Origin of the sequence: Streptomyces olivaceoviridis, assembly GCF_014650115.1 — a bacterium.
GTDB lineage: Bacteria > Actinomycetota > Actinomycetes > Streptomycetales > Streptomycetaceae > Streptomyces > Streptomyces olivaceoviridis.
Map to the genome: position 1 here is coordinate 393464 of NZ_BMUI01000005.1, position 16726 is coordinate 410189.

At 72.6% G+C, this 16726-nt stretch carries 15 protein-coding genes; 8 read left to right on the forward strand and 7 right to left on the reverse strand.

Annotation, left to right across the window (positions count from 1 at the left end):
- The first annotated feature begins 37 nt into the window (after positions 1-37).
- Complete coding sequence (locus IE273_RS13040) at positions 38-1144, forward strand: PP2C family protein-serine/threonine phosphatase (RefSeq protein ID WP_189815278.1); 1107 nt, start codon at positions 38-40, stop codon at positions 1142-1144.
- Positions 1145-1162: 18 nt separating this feature from the next.
- On the opposite strand, the gene IE273_RS13045 is transcribed toward IE273_RS13040, so the two are convergent.
- On the reverse strand, positions 1163-1603 hold the full coding sequence (locus IE273_RS13045; RefSeq protein WP_189815361.1) for an Lrp/AsnC family transcriptional regulator: 441 nt from the start codon (positions 1601-1603) through the stop codon (positions 1163-1165).
- Between the two features lie 27 nt (positions 1604-1630).
- Complete coding sequence (locus IE273_RS13050) at positions 1631-2980, reverse strand: transaminase (RefSeq protein ID WP_189815279.1); 1350 nt, start codon at positions 2978-2980, stop codon at positions 1631-1633.
- Between the two features lie 341 nt (positions 2981-3321).
- Between IE273_RS13050 and IE273_RS13055 the strand changes: the two genes are divergently transcribed.
- On the forward strand, positions 3322-3795 hold the full coding sequence (locus IE273_RS13055; RefSeq protein WP_189815280.1) for a hypothetical protein: 474 nt from the start codon (positions 3322-3324) through the stop codon (positions 3793-3795).
- A 4-nt stretch (positions 3796-3799) separates the two neighbouring features.
- Here the strand turns inward: IE273_RS13055 and IE273_RS13060 are convergent, their stop codons facing one another.
- Entirely contained in the window at positions 3800-4009 is a 210-nt protein-coding gene (locus IE273_RS13060; protein WP_229887211.1) for a hypothetical protein, read from the reverse strand.
- 252 nt (positions 4010-4261) lie between these two features.
- Here IE273_RS13060 and IE273_RS13065 point away from each other — a divergent pair, with 252 nt between their 5' ends.
- Positions 4262-5491 (forward strand): serine hydrolase domain-containing protein, encoded by a 1230-nt coding sequence (locus IE273_RS13065; protein WP_189815281.1) that lies wholly within the window; start codon positions 4262-4264, stop codon positions 5489-5491.
- 287 nt (positions 5492-5778) lie between these two features.
- On the opposite strand, the gene IE273_RS13070 is transcribed toward IE273_RS13065, so the two are convergent.
- Both IE273_RS13070 and IE273_RS13075 read right to left on the reverse strand, forming a co-directional pair.
- Complete coding sequence (locus IE273_RS13070; RefSeq protein ID WP_189815282.1) at positions 5779-7389, reverse strand: MFS transporter; 1611 nt, start codon at positions 7387-7389, stop codon at positions 5779-5781.
- Between the two features lie 118 nt (positions 7390-7507).
- Positions 7508-7981, reverse strand: a complete 474-nt coding sequence (locus IE273_RS13075; protein ID WP_189815363.1) for a MarR family winged helix-turn-helix transcriptional regulator — start codon at positions 7979-7981, stop codon at positions 7508-7510.
- Positions 7982-8084: 103 nt separating this feature from the next.
- On the opposite strand from IE273_RS13075, the gene IE273_RS13080 reads away from it, so the two are divergent.
- From IE273_RS13080 to IE273_RS13090, 3 genes are all read left to right on the forward strand, one after another.
- Positions 8085-8705, forward strand: coding sequence for an L-threonylcarbamoyladenylate synthase (locus IE273_RS13080; RefSeq protein ID WP_189815283.1), 621 nt, complete (start codon positions 8085-8087; stop codon positions 8703-8705).
- 334 nt (positions 8706-9039) lie between these two features.
- Positions 9040-9795: a dienelactone hydrolase family protein gene (locus tag IE273_RS13085; protein WP_189815284.1), complete on the forward strand. Its 756-nt coding sequence runs from the start codon at positions 9040-9042 to the stop codon at positions 9793-9795.
- Between the two features lie 172 nt (positions 9796-9967).
- Positions 9968-11182, forward strand: coding sequence for a glycoside hydrolase family 64 protein (locus tag IE273_RS13090; protein ID WP_189815285.1), 1215 nt, complete (start codon positions 9968-9970; stop codon positions 11180-11182).
- A 59-nt stretch (positions 11183-11241) separates the two neighbouring features.
- On the opposite strand, the gene IE273_RS13095 is transcribed toward IE273_RS13090, so the two are convergent.
- Positions 11242-13644, reverse strand: coding sequence for a M4 family metallopeptidase (locus IE273_RS13095; RefSeq protein WP_189815286.1), 2403 nt, complete (start codon positions 13642-13644; stop codon positions 11242-11244).
- A gap of 292 nt (positions 13645-13936) precedes the next feature.
- Here IE273_RS13095 and IE273_RS13100 point away from each other — a divergent pair, with 292 nt between their 5' ends.
- A complete protein-coding gene (locus tag IE273_RS13100) occupies positions 13937-14752 on the forward strand; it encodes an SAM-dependent methyltransferase (protein WP_189815287.1) in 816 nt (271 codons plus the stop codon).
- 19 nt (positions 14753-14771) lie between these two features.
- On the opposite strand, the gene IE273_RS13105 is transcribed toward IE273_RS13100, so the two are convergent.
- Entirely contained in the window at positions 14772-15059 is a 288-nt protein-coding gene (locus IE273_RS13105) for a DUF1905 domain-containing protein (protein ID WP_189815288.1), read from the reverse strand.
- Between the two features lie 138 nt (positions 15060-15197).
- On the opposite strand from IE273_RS13105, the gene IE273_RS13110 reads away from it, so the two are divergent.
- Complete coding sequence (locus IE273_RS13110; RefSeq protein ID WP_189815289.1) at positions 15198-16709, forward strand: metallophosphoesterase family protein; 1512 nt, start codon at positions 15198-15200, stop codon at positions 16707-16709.
- The last annotated feature ends 17 nt before the right edge of the window (positions 16710-16726 follow it).

The window sequence follows — 16726 nt, forward strand, 5'->3', positions numbered from 1 at the left end:
GCGGCGCGGTACGCCGGGGGCGGCGTAACTTGGGGATGTGGAATCGGTGCGCGGCCGGTCGCCGCGCGGGGACCGGGAGGATCGGGGCTGGCTGCGGGGCGCGCCGCCGCCGTGGTGGGTCCGCGTGCTGCCCGTGCTGCTGCTCGCGGCCGTCGGCTCGGCCACGCTGGTCACGCCGCACGCGCGCGATCTCGGCTTCCTGCTGGGCGCCATCCCGCCGCTGGCGGTCCTGTCCTACGGCCCGGTGATGACCGGTCTGCTCGGTGTGGGCGCGATCGTGGTGCTGAACGTACCGGCCACCCATCTGAACCTCCCCGGCAACACGGATGTGCTCACCATCGCGTTCGTGGCCGCGCTGAGCGTGTTCGTGTCCTATGTGCGCAGCCACCGGGACGCCCAGCTCGACACCGAGCGGGCGATCGGCGAGGCGGTGCAGCGGGCCGTGCTGCCCCCGCTGCCGGACCGGGTCGGGCGGGTCGGGTGCGCGTCCTTCTACCGGGCCGCGCAGGACGGGACGCTGGTGGGCGGCGACTTCTTCGACGTGCGGAAGGGGCCGTGCGGCGTGCGCGCGGTGATGGGTGACGTGCGGGGGCACGGGCTGGCCGCGGTCGCGACGGTGGTGTCGCTGCTGGGGGCGTTCCGGGAGGCCGCCCTGGACCAGCCGGACCTGGAGTCGGTGGCCGCCCGGCTGGACCGCCGGCTCGTGGCGGACACGGCGGACGTCCGGGACGGGGAGCTGTTCGCGACGGCCCTGCTGCTGGAGTTCGCGGCGGACACGGCCGCGGTCCGGCTGGTGGCCTGCGGCCATCCGGTGCCGGTCCTGCTGCACGAGGGACGGGCCCGGGAGGTGACCGTCGCGCCCGGTCCGCCGCTGGGCATCGGGCTCCTGGGGGTCGATCCGCCGAAGGGGGCCACCGTGGCGCTCGGACCGGGTGACCGGCTGTTCCTGGCCTCCGACGGCGTGTGGGAGGCGCGGGACGGCACCGGCGCCTTCTACCCGCTGCCGGAGCGGCTGGCCGCCCTGGACGGCACCCCGTCCGCCGAGTTGCCCGGCGCGGTGTGGGCGGACCTGGCCCGGCGGCGCTACGCGATCCGCGACGACGTCACCATGCTGGTGCTGACGCCCGGGCTGCCCGCCGCCTGACCTCGTCGTCCCAGCCGGTCAGCCCACGTCCCACAGGAAGCGGTGGGTGTGGATGCCGAAGTACGGGAAGGACCGGCTCTCGCGGACGCCCTCGATGGGGCGCACCACGTCGTTCACGAAGTCGAGCAGCGCCTTGGGGCCGGGTGCGACCACCTCGGCGAAGAGGTCGAAACCGCCCGAGGTGAGCACCGAGTAGACGACCTCGGGGCGCTCGGCGAGGGTATCGGCGACGGTCCGGGGGTCGCCGTCGACGCCGATGCCGAGCAGGGCCATGGCCTGTCCGCCCATGGCCATCGGGTCGGTGACGCCGACCACCTGGACCGTCTTGGTGTCCAGCAGCCGTTGCAGCCGCTGCCGGGCCGCCGAGGCCGACAGCCCGACCCTGGGGCCGAGGTCGGCGTAGGCGATACGGCCGTCGGTCTGGAGTTCGCGCAGGATGGCCCGGTCGATGTCGTCCATGTCCTTCATCCCGTCCGGCTCTCTTCCTCAGGCGGCCAGTTCGGCGAGCGCGGCGGCGAACACCTCGGTGTGGGTGTCGACGTCCCGCTCGGTGGTGTCCGGGCACATCAGCGCCATGTTGTGGAACGGGGTCAGCAGGATGCCCCGGTTGGCGAGGTAGAGGTGCAGGAAGTCCTCCAGCTGCGGGTCGGAGGCCGCCGCGGACTCGGTGCCGGTGCGGGGGGCCGGGGAGGTGAAGCGGTACTCGGTGCGGGCGCCGAGCCGGCTGACCGACCAGGGCAACCGGTGGGCCTCGAACCCCGCCCGGACACCCGCCTCGAACCGCTCGGCCAGGGTCGCCATCCGGGCGAACGCCTCGTCGGTCAGCACGTGCTCCAGGGTGGCGCGGGTGGCCGCGACCGACAGCGCGTTGCCCGCGAGGGTGCCGCCGACGCCGCCCATGTCGACGAGATCCAGGTCGGTGCGGCCGAGCAGCCGGTCGGCGAGTTCGGCGGAGAGCCCGTAGGCGCCGGCCGGGATGCCGCCGCCGATCGCCTTGCCGATGGTGAGCAGGTCGGGTTCCAGGTCCCAGGCGGCCGTGCAGCCGCCGGGCCCGGCGGAGAAGGTGTGCGTCTCGTCGTTGACGAGCAGGGCGCCGTACCGCCGGGTCAGCTCGCGGACGCCGGTGAGGTAGCCGGGTTCGGGCAGCACGATGCCGATGTTGGTGAGGGCGGGCTCCATCAGCACGGCGGCGACGTCACCGTGGGCCAGCTCCCGCTCCAGTCCGGCGAGGTCGTTGAACTCGGCGACCCTGCTGGTCAGCGTCACGTCGCAGGGCGCGCCGACGTTGCCGGGGCGGGCGGTGCCGGTGCCGTCCGGGCCGGTGACGATCAGCGACTCGTCCACGCTGCCGTGGTAGCAGTAGCTGTTGACGAGGATCTTCGGCCGACCGGTGACCGCCCGGGCGAGCCGGATCGCCCAGCGGTTGGCGTCGGTGGCGGTGAGCGAGAAGCTCCAGCGGGCCAGGCCGAAGCGCCGGGTCAGTTCGGCGCCGACCCACTCGGCGTCCTCGGTGGGCAGCATGGCGGTGGCCCCGCCCAGTTCGGCGTACCGGTGGTGCACCGCCTCGGTGACGGGGGCGGGTGAGTGGCCGGCCATCGCGCCGGTGTCGCCGAGGCAGAAGTCGATGTACGTGTGCCCGTCGACGTCGGTGACCCGGGCGCCCCGCGCCCCGGCCAGGTAGCGCGGAAAGGCACCGGCGGTCTTGTTCATCCAGGTCATCGGCACCCGGCCGAAGAGGTGGTCGGCGTGCGCGTACGCCGCCCGGGAGCGCGGGTTGCGGCGTTCGGCCTCGGCGCTCTCGCGGGCCAGGAGGGCGGGCAGACGCGTGCGGTCCATGGGACACCTCGACAGAGACGGGGAGGGAATGCCGCGAGCGTACGACGGAAACAATGCCGATCTCAAGAGCTGACGCTCGATTCGATTGCCGTAACACACGAATCGTGCGCGCCGGGTCCGCTCCGCCCCCTGGACGGGTGACGCGTCCCCGTGCCTCGACTGACGAACCGACGCGCGGAGTTCGAACGTCCCGCCTCAAACGCCAGGGCGCGCCACCCCTTCCGCCACATAGAAATATCTACAACCATGCATATGCCGGGTTGGTGTGCGGACGCACGATGTGCCCGGTCACGGCCGTTCCCTGCCCTCGGGCAGGCGAGCGAGGACATCCGGAGCAGTGCATGACGAACACGATGTGGACGCGGGGCGTGGAGTGGCTGGCGGCGGCGTCGGCCGACCCGCGCGCCTGCAAATGGGAATGGGACCACGGCGAGGGCATCGCACTGCTGGAGGCGGGCCGCTTCTGGGACGTGCTGAGCGTCCCCGACCGGCTGGGACTGCTCACCCTGGACCTGCTGTGGCGGCCCGGCCTGCCGGTGCCGGGGCCGACGCTGGTGGACACGGCGGCGGGGCGGGTCGGGTTCTTCCTCCCCCCGGACCCGTCCGGCGGCTGGATCGGCGCCGGGCTGCGGTACGCGACCAAGGGCTCCTGGGTCACCGCACCGCCGCCCTACCGGCCCGCGCGCTCCCTGGAGTGGCTCGTGCCGCCCGACGGCACCGGCACGCTGCACGCGCCCGGTGCCCTGGAGGAGGCGCTGCAACAGGCCAACGGCACGCTGGCGGTGCTCACGCCGGTGTGCGGGCAGTACCGGTAGCGGCTCAGAAGTGCCGGGCTTCGCGCCGGGCGCCGTGGGTGCGGCCGGAGAGGGCCGCCCACAGCGCGTCGGGCTCGGCGGGGACGGTCCGCCCCTGCGCCCGCCACTCCGCGACGAGCCCGGCGTAGATCGGCTCCCCGGTACGGTCCATCTGACGCAGCCGGCGCATCCGGTCCATGCGCTCCATCCGGTCCATCCAGTCCAAGCGGTTCATGCCGGGGCAACGCCCGGGACCCGCCACCGGTACGCCCCGCACCGCCCGCTCACCGGGTCGGGTGACTCCATCGCCCGAACGAGGCCTTCCACCCGTCGGACAAGATGACGTCGGTCCGGGGTGTCCTGGGCCGGGGCAGGGGGCGCTTCGTCCGGCGCGCGCCGCGTGCCGGGCGCTCCTATGCTGAGGTGGTCCGGGCGTCGACGTCCGCCCCGCGCACGGTCTCGCCTCCCACGTGCTTGGAGTCAGCCCATGCCGCCCACGTCCGTACGCCTGCGCCGGGGAGCCGTGGTCGCCGTACTGGTGGGAACGCTGTGCGCGCCGCTCACGGCAGGGCCCGCACCGGCCGCGTCCGTCGCCGTCCCGCCCGGCCTGTCGGCCTCGGAGCCCGACGTCCGCGCCCTCTCCCCCGCCGTGACCCGCCAACTGGACGCGACCGTGCGGCGGGTGATGCGGGAGGCGAACGTGCCGGGCGTGACCGTCGGCATCTGGACACCGGGCCGGGAGAGTTACGTCCGCTCGTTCGGCGTCGCCGACACGGCGACCGGCCGGAGGATGACGCCGGACCTGTACACGCGCATCGGCAGCGAGACGAAGACGTTCACCGTGACAGCGCTGCTGCAACTGGTGGACCAGGGAAAGGTCGGCCTCGACGACACGATCGGCACGTACGTCGGCGGCGTGCCCGACGGCGACCGGATCACGCTGCGCCAGCTGGCCGGCATGCGCAGCGGGCTGTTCGACTACTCGGAGGACGACGGCTTCCTCAAGGCGCTCACCTCGGACCCGCGACGCCCCTTCACACCTCGGCAGCTGCTCGACTACGCCTTCAGGCATCCGGTGCTGTTCCCGCCGGGCGAGAAGTTCTCCTACAGCAACACGAGTCTCATTCTGCTCGGCCTGGTCGTGGAGAGGGAGAGCGGCCGGCACCTCGGGGACTACGTCGAGCGGCACATCCTCGGCCCGGCCGGCATGAGGCACACGCTCTTCCCGCGGGGCAGCGAGTTCCCCGCCCCGCACGCGCAGGGCTACACCGACCAGACGGCGAACGGGAAGGTCGCCGACGCGGCCGGCTGGAACCCGTCCTGGGGCTGGGCCGCCGGGGCGATGATCTCCACACTGGACGACCTGCGCGTCTGGGCGCCCACGGTCGCCACCGGCGAACTGCCCGACGGCGGACGCCTGATCAGCCCCGCCACGCAGAAGCAGCGCCTGATCACCCCGGCGACCCCGGTCCCGGGCGCCGGGTACGGGCTGGGCATCTTCGACGTACGGGGCTGGATCGGTCACAACGGCTCCCTGCCCGGCTACGAGTCGCTGACCGTCTACCTCCCGGCGACGCGCACGACCCTCGTCGTCCTCCTCGACACCGACATCGACCACCGCGGCCAGGAACCGAGCACACTGTTCGGCCGGGCGATCACGCGGATCATCTCTCCGCGACACGTGTTCGACCTGCCGGCCGCACCGGCGGCCGGATAGGGCCGGGAGAGGCCCTGGCCGGCCGGGCGGTGCGACGGACATGGCTCCGCCGGCGGCCTGGGGGGGGGTGGCCGCCGGCGGAGACGCCGCGCCCGGGGCGGGGGGAAGGCCCTGGGCGACTCACAGGTCGGATGCCCCGGAATCCGGGAAGTACGCGGACGAACCCCGGCTGATTGCCAGGGCCGGTCCGGCGAGGCCCGGCACGTCCGGACCCACCGCCGGAACTCCCCCGGTGTCCGGCCGCCCGGCGCGACCCCGTTCGCCCCCTTCGTCGCCGTACCGCACCCTCACTCCGCCTCGGCGGTCCCCCCGCGCCTCATCCCGGCCGCCGCCAGGGCCGCGCCCAGGACGCAGAGCGTGCCGGTGAGGACCGCGGCGGTGTGCAGGCCGTTCATGAAAGCCCGTGCGCTGCCCTCGGTCACGGCCGCCCGGAGAGGGTTCGGCATGGTGCCGGAGACGGGGGCCACCCCCATCGCCACCGCGTCCTTGGCCTCGGCCAGCTTTGCGGCCAGGGCCTGCGGCACGCCCGCGCCGGTCAGCTCGGGCCGCAGCGTGGCGCCGACGCGGGCGCTGATGACGGAGACCAGCACGGAGGTGCCGAGGGCGCCGCCGATCTGGAGCGTGGTGGCCTGGAGTCCGCCGGCCACACCGCCGTCCCGTACCGGCGCGTTGCCGACGACCGCGTCGGAGGAGGCGGAGAGCACCATGCCGACGCCGAGGCCGAGCGCGACGAACGGCGGCCACATGGTGGTGTACGAGGAGTCGCCGGACCAGCTGAGCATGGTGAAGCAGGCCGCCGCCTGGAGCAGCATGCCGAGCGGCATGCAGAAGCGGGCGCCGAAGCGCTCGGTCAGGGCGGCGCCGAGCGGGGAGGCGACGAGCGAGGCGAGGCTCAGCGGGAGGGTGCGGACCCCTGCCTGCACAGGCGTCAGGCCGCGCACGTTCTGCAAGTAGAGCATGACGAAGAAGATCACGCCCAGCATGACGAAGAAGTTGAGGGCGGTGATGACCGCACCGACCGTCAGGTCCCGGCTGCGGAAGAGCCGCATCGGCAGCAGCGGGTGCTCGACACGGGTCTCGTGGCGGACGAAGACGACGAGCAGGAGCAGACCCGCGAGGATCGCGCCCCACGTGCCGGCCGACGCCCAGCCCCAGGTCTCACCCTTGACGACACCGAAGACGACGCTCAGCAGGCCGAGGGCGAGCAGGACGACCCCGGTGACGTCGAAGCGGTGGTGTCCGGTCGGATTCTTCGACTGCGGCAGCACGAACGCGCCGAAGGCGCAGGCGAGTACGCCGATGGGCAGGTTGATGTAGAACACGGACTCCCAGCTCACGTTCTCCACCAGCAGACCGCCGGCGATCGGGCCGAGGGCCGTGGAGACGGCCGAGACCATCGCCCAGATGCCCACCGCCATGCCGAACCTGCGCGGCGGGAACACCGCCCGCAGCAGGCCGAGGGTGTTCGGCATGAGCAGGCCGCCGAAGACTCCCTGGAGCGCGCGGAAGGCGACGACGCCCGTGATGGAGCCGGACAGGCCGATGGCGACGGAGGAGAGCGCGAATCCGGCGACGCCTGCGAGGTAGAAGGTGCGCCGGCCGAACCGGTCGCCGAGCTTGCCGCCGAGGATGAGGGTGGCGGCGAGTGCGAGCAGGTAGGCGTTGGTCACCCACTGCAACTGGGCGGTGGACGCGTGCAGTTCGCGGCCGATCTCGGGGTTGGCGATCGCGACGACGGAGCCGTCGAGCTGGACCATGAACAGGCCGAAGGCGACCGCGCAGAGGGTGAGCCAGGGGTTGGAGCGCCGCCGGGCGGCGGCGGTGTCCGGCGCCGTGGGCGGTGCGGAAGGCGCCGGCGACGCGGGCACGGCGGAGTGATCCACGGAGGTGGACGGCATGGCGAAGCCTCGTCTGGTGCAGGGGTGTGGTGGTGACGGCGGAGAACACCCACGACGGCCTACGCCCCGGCGATCGGCGACGGCACGCACGGGCGCCGGCGCCGTAGGGGGCTACGGCTCAGTGGGCAGCGGAACGGAGCCCGCGCGTCAGTGAATGCAGAGCGCCGAGGGCCGAGCCCAGGGCGTCCATCTCGCCCTCGGTCAGCGAGAGCAGCGCCTCCGTGAGATGGGAGACCTGGAGGGCGCGCACCTCACCGAGGCGGCGCCGGGCCACGGCCGTCGGATGCAGGCGGACGACACGCTTGTCGGTGCTGTCCTGCCGGCGCTCCAGCAGTCCCTGCTCGGTGAGCTGGGAGACCAGCGCGCTGACGTTGTTGGGCTTCATCAGCAGGGCGTCGGCGGCCTCGCGGACCGTGGCGCCCTCGTGCTCGGCGACGTGGCGCAGCAGGTTGAGGTGGCCCTCGGGCGGCTTGGGGAGGGCGTAGTCGCGGGCGACCAGCCGGTCCAGGGCCCGGTGCAGCGCGGGCAGGGCGTCGGCGAGCGCCGGGGCGACGCGGTCGACGTCCCGCTGGGGAGCGCTGGATCCGGGCAGGGAGGACACGACCGCAACGATAGGTATGGCTTCATACCCATGTCAAACAGGTATGAGGTCATAGGTATCCGTCGGGCGCCCCGGGACGGCATAAGCTCGGCAGATGGCGAAGTACTTCGACGTGCACCCCGAGAACCCGCAGCCGCGCAGCATCGGCCAGGTCGCCGACGCGGTCCGCTCGGGGGCGCTCATCGCATACCCGACCGACTCCTGCTACGCGCTCGGCTGCCGGCTGGGCAGCCGGGACGGCATCGACCGGATCCGCTCCATCCGCAGGCTGGACCACCGGCACCACTTCACCCTGATGTGCCGGGACTTCGCGCAGCTCGGACAGTTCGTCCGGGTGGACAACGACGTGTTCCGGGCCGTGAAGGCGTCGACGCCGGGCAGCTACACGTTCATCCTGCCGGCCACCCGCGAGGTGCCGCGGATGCTCCAGCACCCGAAGAAGAAGACCGTGGGCGTGCGCATCCCCGACCACGTGGTCACCCAGGCGCTGCTGGCGGAGCTGGGCGAGCCGCTGCTGTCCAGCACGCTGCTGCTGCCGGACGAGGAGGAGCCGCTGACCCAGGGCTGGGAGATCAAGGACCGGCTCGACCATGTGGTGGACGCCGTCGTCGACTCGGGTGACTGCGGCACCGAGCCGACGACCGTGGTCGACTTCTCCAGCGGCGAGGCGGAGATCGTCCGACGGGGCGCCGGGGACACCAGCCGCTTCGAGTGAGACCGGGGACACCGGGCGGAGCCGGTGAGCGCCTTGGCCGCGCTACGCGAGTGCCGGGGACATCCGCCCGGCCGGGTGAGCACCGGCCACCGCGTGCGAGCGACGCGGACATCACAGGGGCCGCCCGAGCGCCGGCCCCGCACCCGGCACCACAGGCACCACTCAGGCCACGTAAGCGCCGGCCCCGACACCACGCGAGCCGGCACCGCCCCGCACGCGGGCGCCCGGGGCACCGGGTGCGCCGGACCTGATCTTGCGTGGCAGCATGGCCGTAGCCGCGGCGCCGGGCGGGCACCCGCCGCCCGCGCCATCCCCGAGGGAGGGCCTTCTCACCATGACCGATGTCCAGGCGACCGCCGTCGACATCCCCACCGAGGACGGCGTCGCCGACGCCTACCTCGTCCATCCGGCCGACGGCCGCCCCCGTCCGGCCGTGCTCTTCTACCAGGACGCCTACGGTCTGCGGCCGTACCTGCGGTCGATGGCCGACCGGCTCGCCGGCGCCGGATACACGGTGCTGGTGCCGAACGTGTTCTACCGCCTGGGCCGGGCGCCGGTCCTTCGGCTGCCCGAGTTCATCGACCCGGGCGCCGACCCGGCCCTCTGGGAGCGGCTCGGTCCGATCGTGTCCGGGCTGACGCCGGACCAGGTCAGGCGGGACTCCGACGCCTACCTGCGATGGCTGGCCGACAGCCCGGTCGCGGCCGACGGCCCGGCCGCGCTGACCGGCTACTGCATGGGCGCCCGGCTCGTGCTGTGGACCGCGGGCGCCCACCCGGACCGCGTCGCGGCGGGGGCCGGCTTCCACGGCGGGCGCCTCGCCACCGACGACCCGGACAGCCCGCACCTCCAGGCCCCGGACATCACCGCGGAGCTCTACTTCGGGCACGCCGACGAGGACCCGTCGCTGCCCCCGGAGCAGGTGGCGCGCTTCGAGGAGGCGTTGACCGCCGCCGGGGTGCGGCACACCTGCGAGGTGTATGCCGGTGCCCACCACGGCTTCACCCAGGCGGACACCCCGGCCTACGACCAGGAGGCCGACGAGCGGCACTGGGCGGCGCTGCTCGGTCTGCTCAAGCGCACGTTCTGACGCTGTCCAGGCGCACGTTCTGACGCCGGGCCCGGCGTCCGCCCGGTGGGCGGGCGCCGGGCCGATCTCGTCCATGTCATTGACATGCACCCGTCCGAGCATGAGTCTGAGAGCGCTCTCACAGCGGTACGGACCACGTCCGTACGACCCCGACCCCACACGGAGGTGGAGAGTGCCTCACAGGCTCACCCGCCGCGCGCTTCCCCGGCGCGCGCTCCCCCTGGCCGCCGCCGCGGCGCTGCTCGGCGGACTGCTCGCCCTCGGCGCACCGGAGCGTGCCGACGCCGCCGTCCCCGACACCATCCCGCTGAAGATCACCAACAACTCGGGCCGTTCCGAGCCGCTGTACCTCTACGACCTCGGTACCCAGCTGTCCTCGGGTCGGCAGGGCTGGGCCGACGCGAGCGGCGCCTTCCACGCCTGGCCGGCGGGCGGCAATCCGCCGACTCCCGCACCGGACGCGGCGATACCCGGCCCGGCCGCCGGGCAGTCCACGACCATCCGCATCCCCAAGTTCTCCGGCCGCATCTACTTCTCGTACGGCCAGAAGCTCGACTTCAGGCTCACCACCGGCGGCTTGGTGCAGCCCGCCGTCCAGAACCCGTCCGACCCCAACCGGAACATCCTCTTCAACTGGTCGGAGTACACGCTCAACGACTCCGGGCTGTGGCTCAACAGCACCCAGGTGGACATGTTCTCGGCGCCGTACGCGGTCGGCGTGCAGCGGGCCGACGGCAGCGTCAGCAGCACCGGGCATCTGAAGTCCGGCGGCTGGAACGGCTTCTTCAACGCGCTCCGCGCGCAGCCGGGCGGCTGGGCCGGCCTGATCCAGACCCGCTCCGACGGCACCGTGCTGCGCGCGCTGTCCCCGCTGTACGGCGTGGAGACCGGCGCGCTGCCGGCGAACGCGATGGACGACTACGTGGGCCGGGTCTGGCAGAAGTACACGACGTCGACGCTGACCGTCACGCCGTTCGCGGACCAGCCGAACACCAAGTACTACGGCCGTGTCTCCGGGAACGTCATGAACTTCACCAACGCTTCCGGCGCGGTCGTCACCAGCTTCCAGAAGCCCGACGCGGCCAGCGTCTTCGGCTGCCACAAGCTGCTGGACGCGCCCAACGACCAGGTCCGCGGCCCCATCTCCCGTACGCTGTGCGCCGGTTTCAACCGGTCGACCCTGTTGGTGAACCCCAGCCAGCCGGACACCACGACGGCGAACTTCTACCGGGACGCGGTGACCAATCACTACGCGCGCGCGATCCACGCGCAGATGGCCGACGGGAAGGCGTACGCGTTCGCCTTCGACGACGTCGGCAACCAGGAGTCCCTGGTGCACGACGGCAGCCCGCAGCAGGCGTATCTGACACTGGATCCGCTGAGCTGACACGCGAGCGGTCCCGCACCCGGACGGCCGGGTGCGGGACCGCTGTCACCAGCGCCGGCTCAGCCGGTCGTCAGGGCCGTGTCGTCCACGACGAAGCTGGTCTGGAGGGAGGCGTCCTCCACGCCGTTGAACTTCAGTGTGACCGTGGAGCCCGCCAGCGAGGACAGGTCGAAGGTCTTCTGGGTGTAGCCGGAGGCCGCGTTCAGGTTCGAGTAGGTCGCGAGGGTCTTCGAACCGGCGGTCACCGTCAGCTTGTCGTACTGGGTGCTGGTGCCGGTCTCGGCGGTGTCGACGTGCAGGTAGAAGGTCAGGGTCGCCTTGCAGCCCGCGGGGATCGTCACCGACTGGGAGACGCTGTCGGTGTGCGAGGAGCCGTACCCGTCCAGCCACGCCTTGTAGGAGCCGCTGTGGGCCGCCTCACCGCTGTCGGTGGTGATGACGCCGCTCGTCGAGGTCCAGCCGGTGCTGCCCGACTCGAAGCCGGGGTTGCTCAGCAGCTGGGTGGAGGTGCAGCCGCCGCCGGTCGCGCTGACCGTCCAGCCGAAGGTGGCGGTGCCGGTCGCGCCGGTGGAGTCCTGCACCGTGACGGTGGTGCTGGACGTGCCCGCCGTGGTGGGCGTCCCCGAGATCAGACCGGTCGAGCTGTTGATCGACAGGCCGGCGGGCAGACCGGAGGCGCTGTAGGTCAGCGCGCCGCTGTTGGTGCTGCTCGCCTGGATCTGGAGGTTCACGGCGGTGCCGACGGTGGCGGACTGGCTGCCCGGGTTGGTGACCGTCACCCCGTTGCTCGGCGGGTTGATGTGGCTGCCGACGTTGATGCCGGCGAACGCGTTGCCCACCCCGGCGTACTGCGTGGAGTTGGTGCCGTACAGCGCGGCTGCCGCGTTGAGGGCGGCGGTGCGGGCGCCGGCGTAGTTGGTGCTGGACGTCATGTACGTCGTCAGCGCCTTGTACCAGATCTTCAGCGCGGCGTCGCGGCCGATGCCGGTGACGGCGACGCCGTCGGAGGTCGGGCTGTTGTAGGTCACGCCGTTGACGACCTTGGTGCCGCTGCCCTCGGAGAGCAGGTAGAACATGTGGTTCGCCGGGCCCGAGGAGTAGTGCACGTCCAGGTTGCCGACGCCGGAGTACCAGCTGTCCGCCGAACCGCCGTCCTTGCTCGGCTTGTCCATGTACCGCAGCGGCGAGCCGTCGCCGTTGATGTCGATCTTCTCGCCGATGAGGTAGTCGCCGACGTCCTTGGAGTTGTTCGCGTAGAACTCCACGCCGGTGCCGAAGATGTCGCTGGTCGCCTCGTTCAGGCCACCCGACTCACCGCTGTACTCCAGGCCGGCGGTGTTGGAGGTGACACCGTGGCTCATCTCGTGGCCGGCCACGTCCAGCGAGGTCAGGGCGTGGGTGTTGCCCGAGCCGTCGCCGTAGGTCATGCAGAAGCAGCTGTCGTCCCAGAAGGCGTTGACGTAGCCGCTGCTGTAGTGGACGCGGCTGTAGGCGGCGACGCCGTCGTTGCGGATGCCGCTGCGCCCGAAGGTGTTCTTGTAGAAGTCCCAGGTCTCCTGCGCGCCGTAGGCGGCGTCGGCGCCGGCGGTCTGGGTGTTGGAGCCGGTCCCGTCGCCCCAGACGTCGTCGGTGTCGGTCATCAGGGTGCCGGTGCCGGAGGTGCCCCGGTTGAGGTTGTACGTCTTGTGACCGCCGCGCGTGGTGTCGTACAGCTGGTACGTCGAGCCCGACAGCGTGGTGTTCAGGGTGACGGTGCCGCTGTACTGGGTGTTGCCGGTGCCGGTCTTGACCGCCTGGTACCGGTACAGCTCCTTGCCGGTGGTGGCGTCGGTGATGACGTGCAACTGGCTGGGCGTGCCGTCGTCCTGGAGTCCGCCGACCACGGTCTCCCAGGCGAGCTTCGGGGTGCCGTCGCCGGCCCAGATCACCTTGCGGGCGCTGTCGGTGGTGGGCTTCTCGGCGCGCAGGGTCTTCGCGGCCTTCAGGGCCGTGGTCGCGGCGGCGGCCTTGCTGACGGTCGCGGTGGTGGAACGCACCTTGATCGTGCGCTTGTTGTTGAAGGTGGTGCTCACGGTCCCCTTGGCCAGCGAGGCGGGCGGGGTGTGCACGACGAGGTCGCCGCCGAGGACGGGCAGTCCGGCGTACGTGCGCTCGTAGCGCGTGTGCAGGGTGCCGTCGTTGTCCTTGACGACGTCCCTGACGACCAGCTTCTCCTGGGCGCCGAGGCCGAGGGCGCGGGCGGTCGTGGTGGTCCGCTGCCGGGCGCTCTTGATCAGCGCCTGGTGCTGGGCCGGGCTGAGCTTGGCCTCCAGGCCGCCGGCGCGCAGCGGGCTGGGGTGGACTGCGGCCGGTGCGGCGGTCGCCGGGACGGCCTGGAGGCCGACGGCGAGGAAGGCCGCGGTGGAGACCAGGGCGGCTCCGACCGTGGCCCGCTTGTGGGGAAGGGGTCTGTGGGGTCTCACTCGTACTCCTCCTGCTGCGACCGCCGGTCGGCGGCCGGTGACAGACGGGCAGACGGGTCTGCTGCCCGGGGTGAGCTGAGCTGTGCGGGGCCGTGATCCAGGAACGGGTGGGGTGGATCAGCGTGCTGAGGGAGAATGACAGCATTGACCGAGCCATGTCACCTCACGGCGGGTCAATCGAGGGTTTTCCCTATCGGCCCGGAAGCGCGAACAGGGAGGTGGGAGCAGGGCTTCGGGGCACAGGTCGAGGGGTGGCGGAATCCATGCCTCGGCTGAAGCGAGGGGCACGATCATGACCGATCCGGCCACGACCCCCGCGTCGGCGGCGCACCCGCGGATCGACACGTCGGTGCCGCACTCGGCCCGCATCCGGAACCACTGGCTCGGCGGCAAGGACAACTGCCCGGTCGACGCGCGGGCCGGCGACGCGTACGCCGCCGTCTTCCCCGGCATCGTCACCCTCGCCCGCGGCAGCCGCGCCTTCCTGCGCCGCACCCTCACCTACCTGGTCCGCGAGGCGGGCATCCGGCGGTTCCTGGACGTCGGCACCGGCCTGCCGACCGCCGGGAACACCCATGAGGTCGCCCAGCGGCCCGCACCCGAGTCACGGATCGTGTACGTCGACAACGACCCGATGGTCCTGACCCACGCCCGGACGCTGCTCCGCTCCTCCGCCGAGGGCGCGACCGCCTACATCGACGCCGACGCCACCGACCCGGACCGCATCCTCGCCGCCGCCACGAAGACGCCGGACCCGACCCGGCCGACCGGGCTCGTCCTCAGCGACATCCTGGGCCATGTCGTCGGCCACGACCAGGCCCGCTCCCTCGTCGACCGGCTGATGGCCGCCCCGCCGGCGGGCAGCCACCTCTGCGTCAACGACGGGTCGTCGGGCGTCGACCCGGTCTTCGAGCGGGCCCAGGGGGCCTGCAACAACAGCGGCGCCGTCCCGTACCACCTGCGGACCGTGGAGGAGATCACCTCGTTCTTCGACGGGCTGCGCCTCGTCGACCCCGGCGTCGTGCCGGTCACCCGGTGGCGCCCGGAGCCCGGTTCACCCGCCCCGGAGGTCGTCGCGGAGCACGGGGGTCCCGCCCGCGAGCCGTGACCGTCCGGCACCGGCGCCGTTACAGGCGCACGGTCAGCTCCACGGCCACCTCGTCGCCCACCGCGAGTCCTTCCGGCGTGCGCACCGCCTTCTTCAGCGGGAGCAGGTACGTGCCGTCCTTCGGGAAGAGCGAGGTGGCGAAGTCGGTTCCGCCGATCCTGGCCGTGACGGGGATCGCGCCCCAGCCGTAGGTGGCCTGGGCGGCCACCTCGCCGATGTCCGCGGATTCCTGGCGGGGCACGGCGACGAAGTAGTACGGCGACGGTCCCCGCCACTCGACGACCCGGCCGGCGAAGGAGAGTTCCATGCGATCCGTTTCCGTTCGGGAGGAGGGTGCGCACCGTCGCGCAGAGCGTAGCGTGCCCCGAACCGGCCCGGGCGCCGGGCACGTTGGGCAAGACCCCGGCCTCTCGCCGCTGACCGGCACGTTGTTACCGTGCACCGCGTGTCTGACTCCTCACGCGATACCGCACAGGGCGCCGGCTGGGGCGCGTCCGAACCCGGCACCTACAAGCGGCTGATGCCCGACCACGTCGAGAAGCTGTCGTGGCTGAACCCGCGCGTTCTGTGGGCCGCCCGCAACGGCGTGCTGGCGTCCTGGTTCGGCGACCCGACGGGCCGTACCCGCAGCCGCTGGGTGGCCGCGCGGGCGACGGCGGGAGCGCCCGCGGACAAGGTGATCCGGCGGGACGTACCGGAACGGTTCTCCTTCCTGGTCATCGGGGACACGGGCGAGGGGGGCGACTCCCAGTACGCCGTCGTGCCGGGATTGCTGGAGGCGGGCCGGGACACCGACTTCGCGGTGATCGCCAGCGATGTCATCTACCCCGTCGGCAGCGCCGAGGACTACGGCGACAAGTTCTTCCGGCCGTACCAGGACTATCCCGCGCCGATCTACGCGATCCCCGGCAACCACGACTGGTACGAGGACCTCGGCGCCTTCATGCGGGTCTTCTGCGCCGACACCCCGCCGCCCGGCCCGGAGCCCCGGCCCCGCCCCCTCACCCGCGCCTGGTGGCGCTCCCTGCTGTGGCACCGGGCGCGCCCCGCCGACGAGCGACGGCTGGCCTCGGCACGCGAGTTGCGCTCGGCGCCGGGCCAACAGGCCGTACAGCCGGGCCCGTACTGGGCGATCGACGCGGGACCGGTGCGGATCGTCGGCATCGACACCGGTCTGCTGGGCACGGTCGACGCCGAACAGGGCGCCTGGCTGCGGGAGATATCCCGCGGGCCCCGGCCGAAGATCCTCGTCACCGGATCGCCGTTGTACGTCGACGGGGAGCACCACCCCTGCCCCATCGAGGGCGGCGGCACGGTGGACGAGATCGTCCGGGCTCCCGAGCACCACTACGTGGCCGCGATCGGCGGTGACATCCACAACTACCAGCGGTATCCGGTCGACGTGGACGGCCGCACGATCCAGTACGTCGTCGCGGGCGGCGGCGGCGCGTTCATGCACGCCACGCACACCGTCCCGCGCGTCTCGGTCGGTGGTGTCACCGAGGACGCGTTCCGCTGCTACCCGCTGCGCGGCGACTCGCTCGCCTTCTACAGCCGCCTGTACGGCCGCAGGCTCCGGCTGCGCCGCTTCTTCACCCTCACCGAGGCGGAGGCGACGGCCGTGGTCGCCGAACGGCTCGGCATCGAGCCGGCCCGCGCACCCGGCCCGGACGTCCGGGTCACCCGCCGTGCCCGCCTGGTCGCGAGCCTCCTCGGGGCCGGCCGCCGCCCCGGCCGGCCCGCCCGGTTCCGGCTGCCCGTCCGGAAGATCTACACCCAGCTGTTCTCGCCGTCCTCCGCCACCTACAGCCCGCCCTTCTTCAAGTGCTTCCTGCGGCTGGACGTCGGTCCGGACGCGGTGCGGCTGCGCTGCTTCGCCGCGACCGGCAACCGCCCGCAGGATGTCGACCCGCCGGTCGAGGACGAGGTCGTCATCCCGCTGTCCCCGCCGGCGTGATCAAGGGGCCGGGCGAA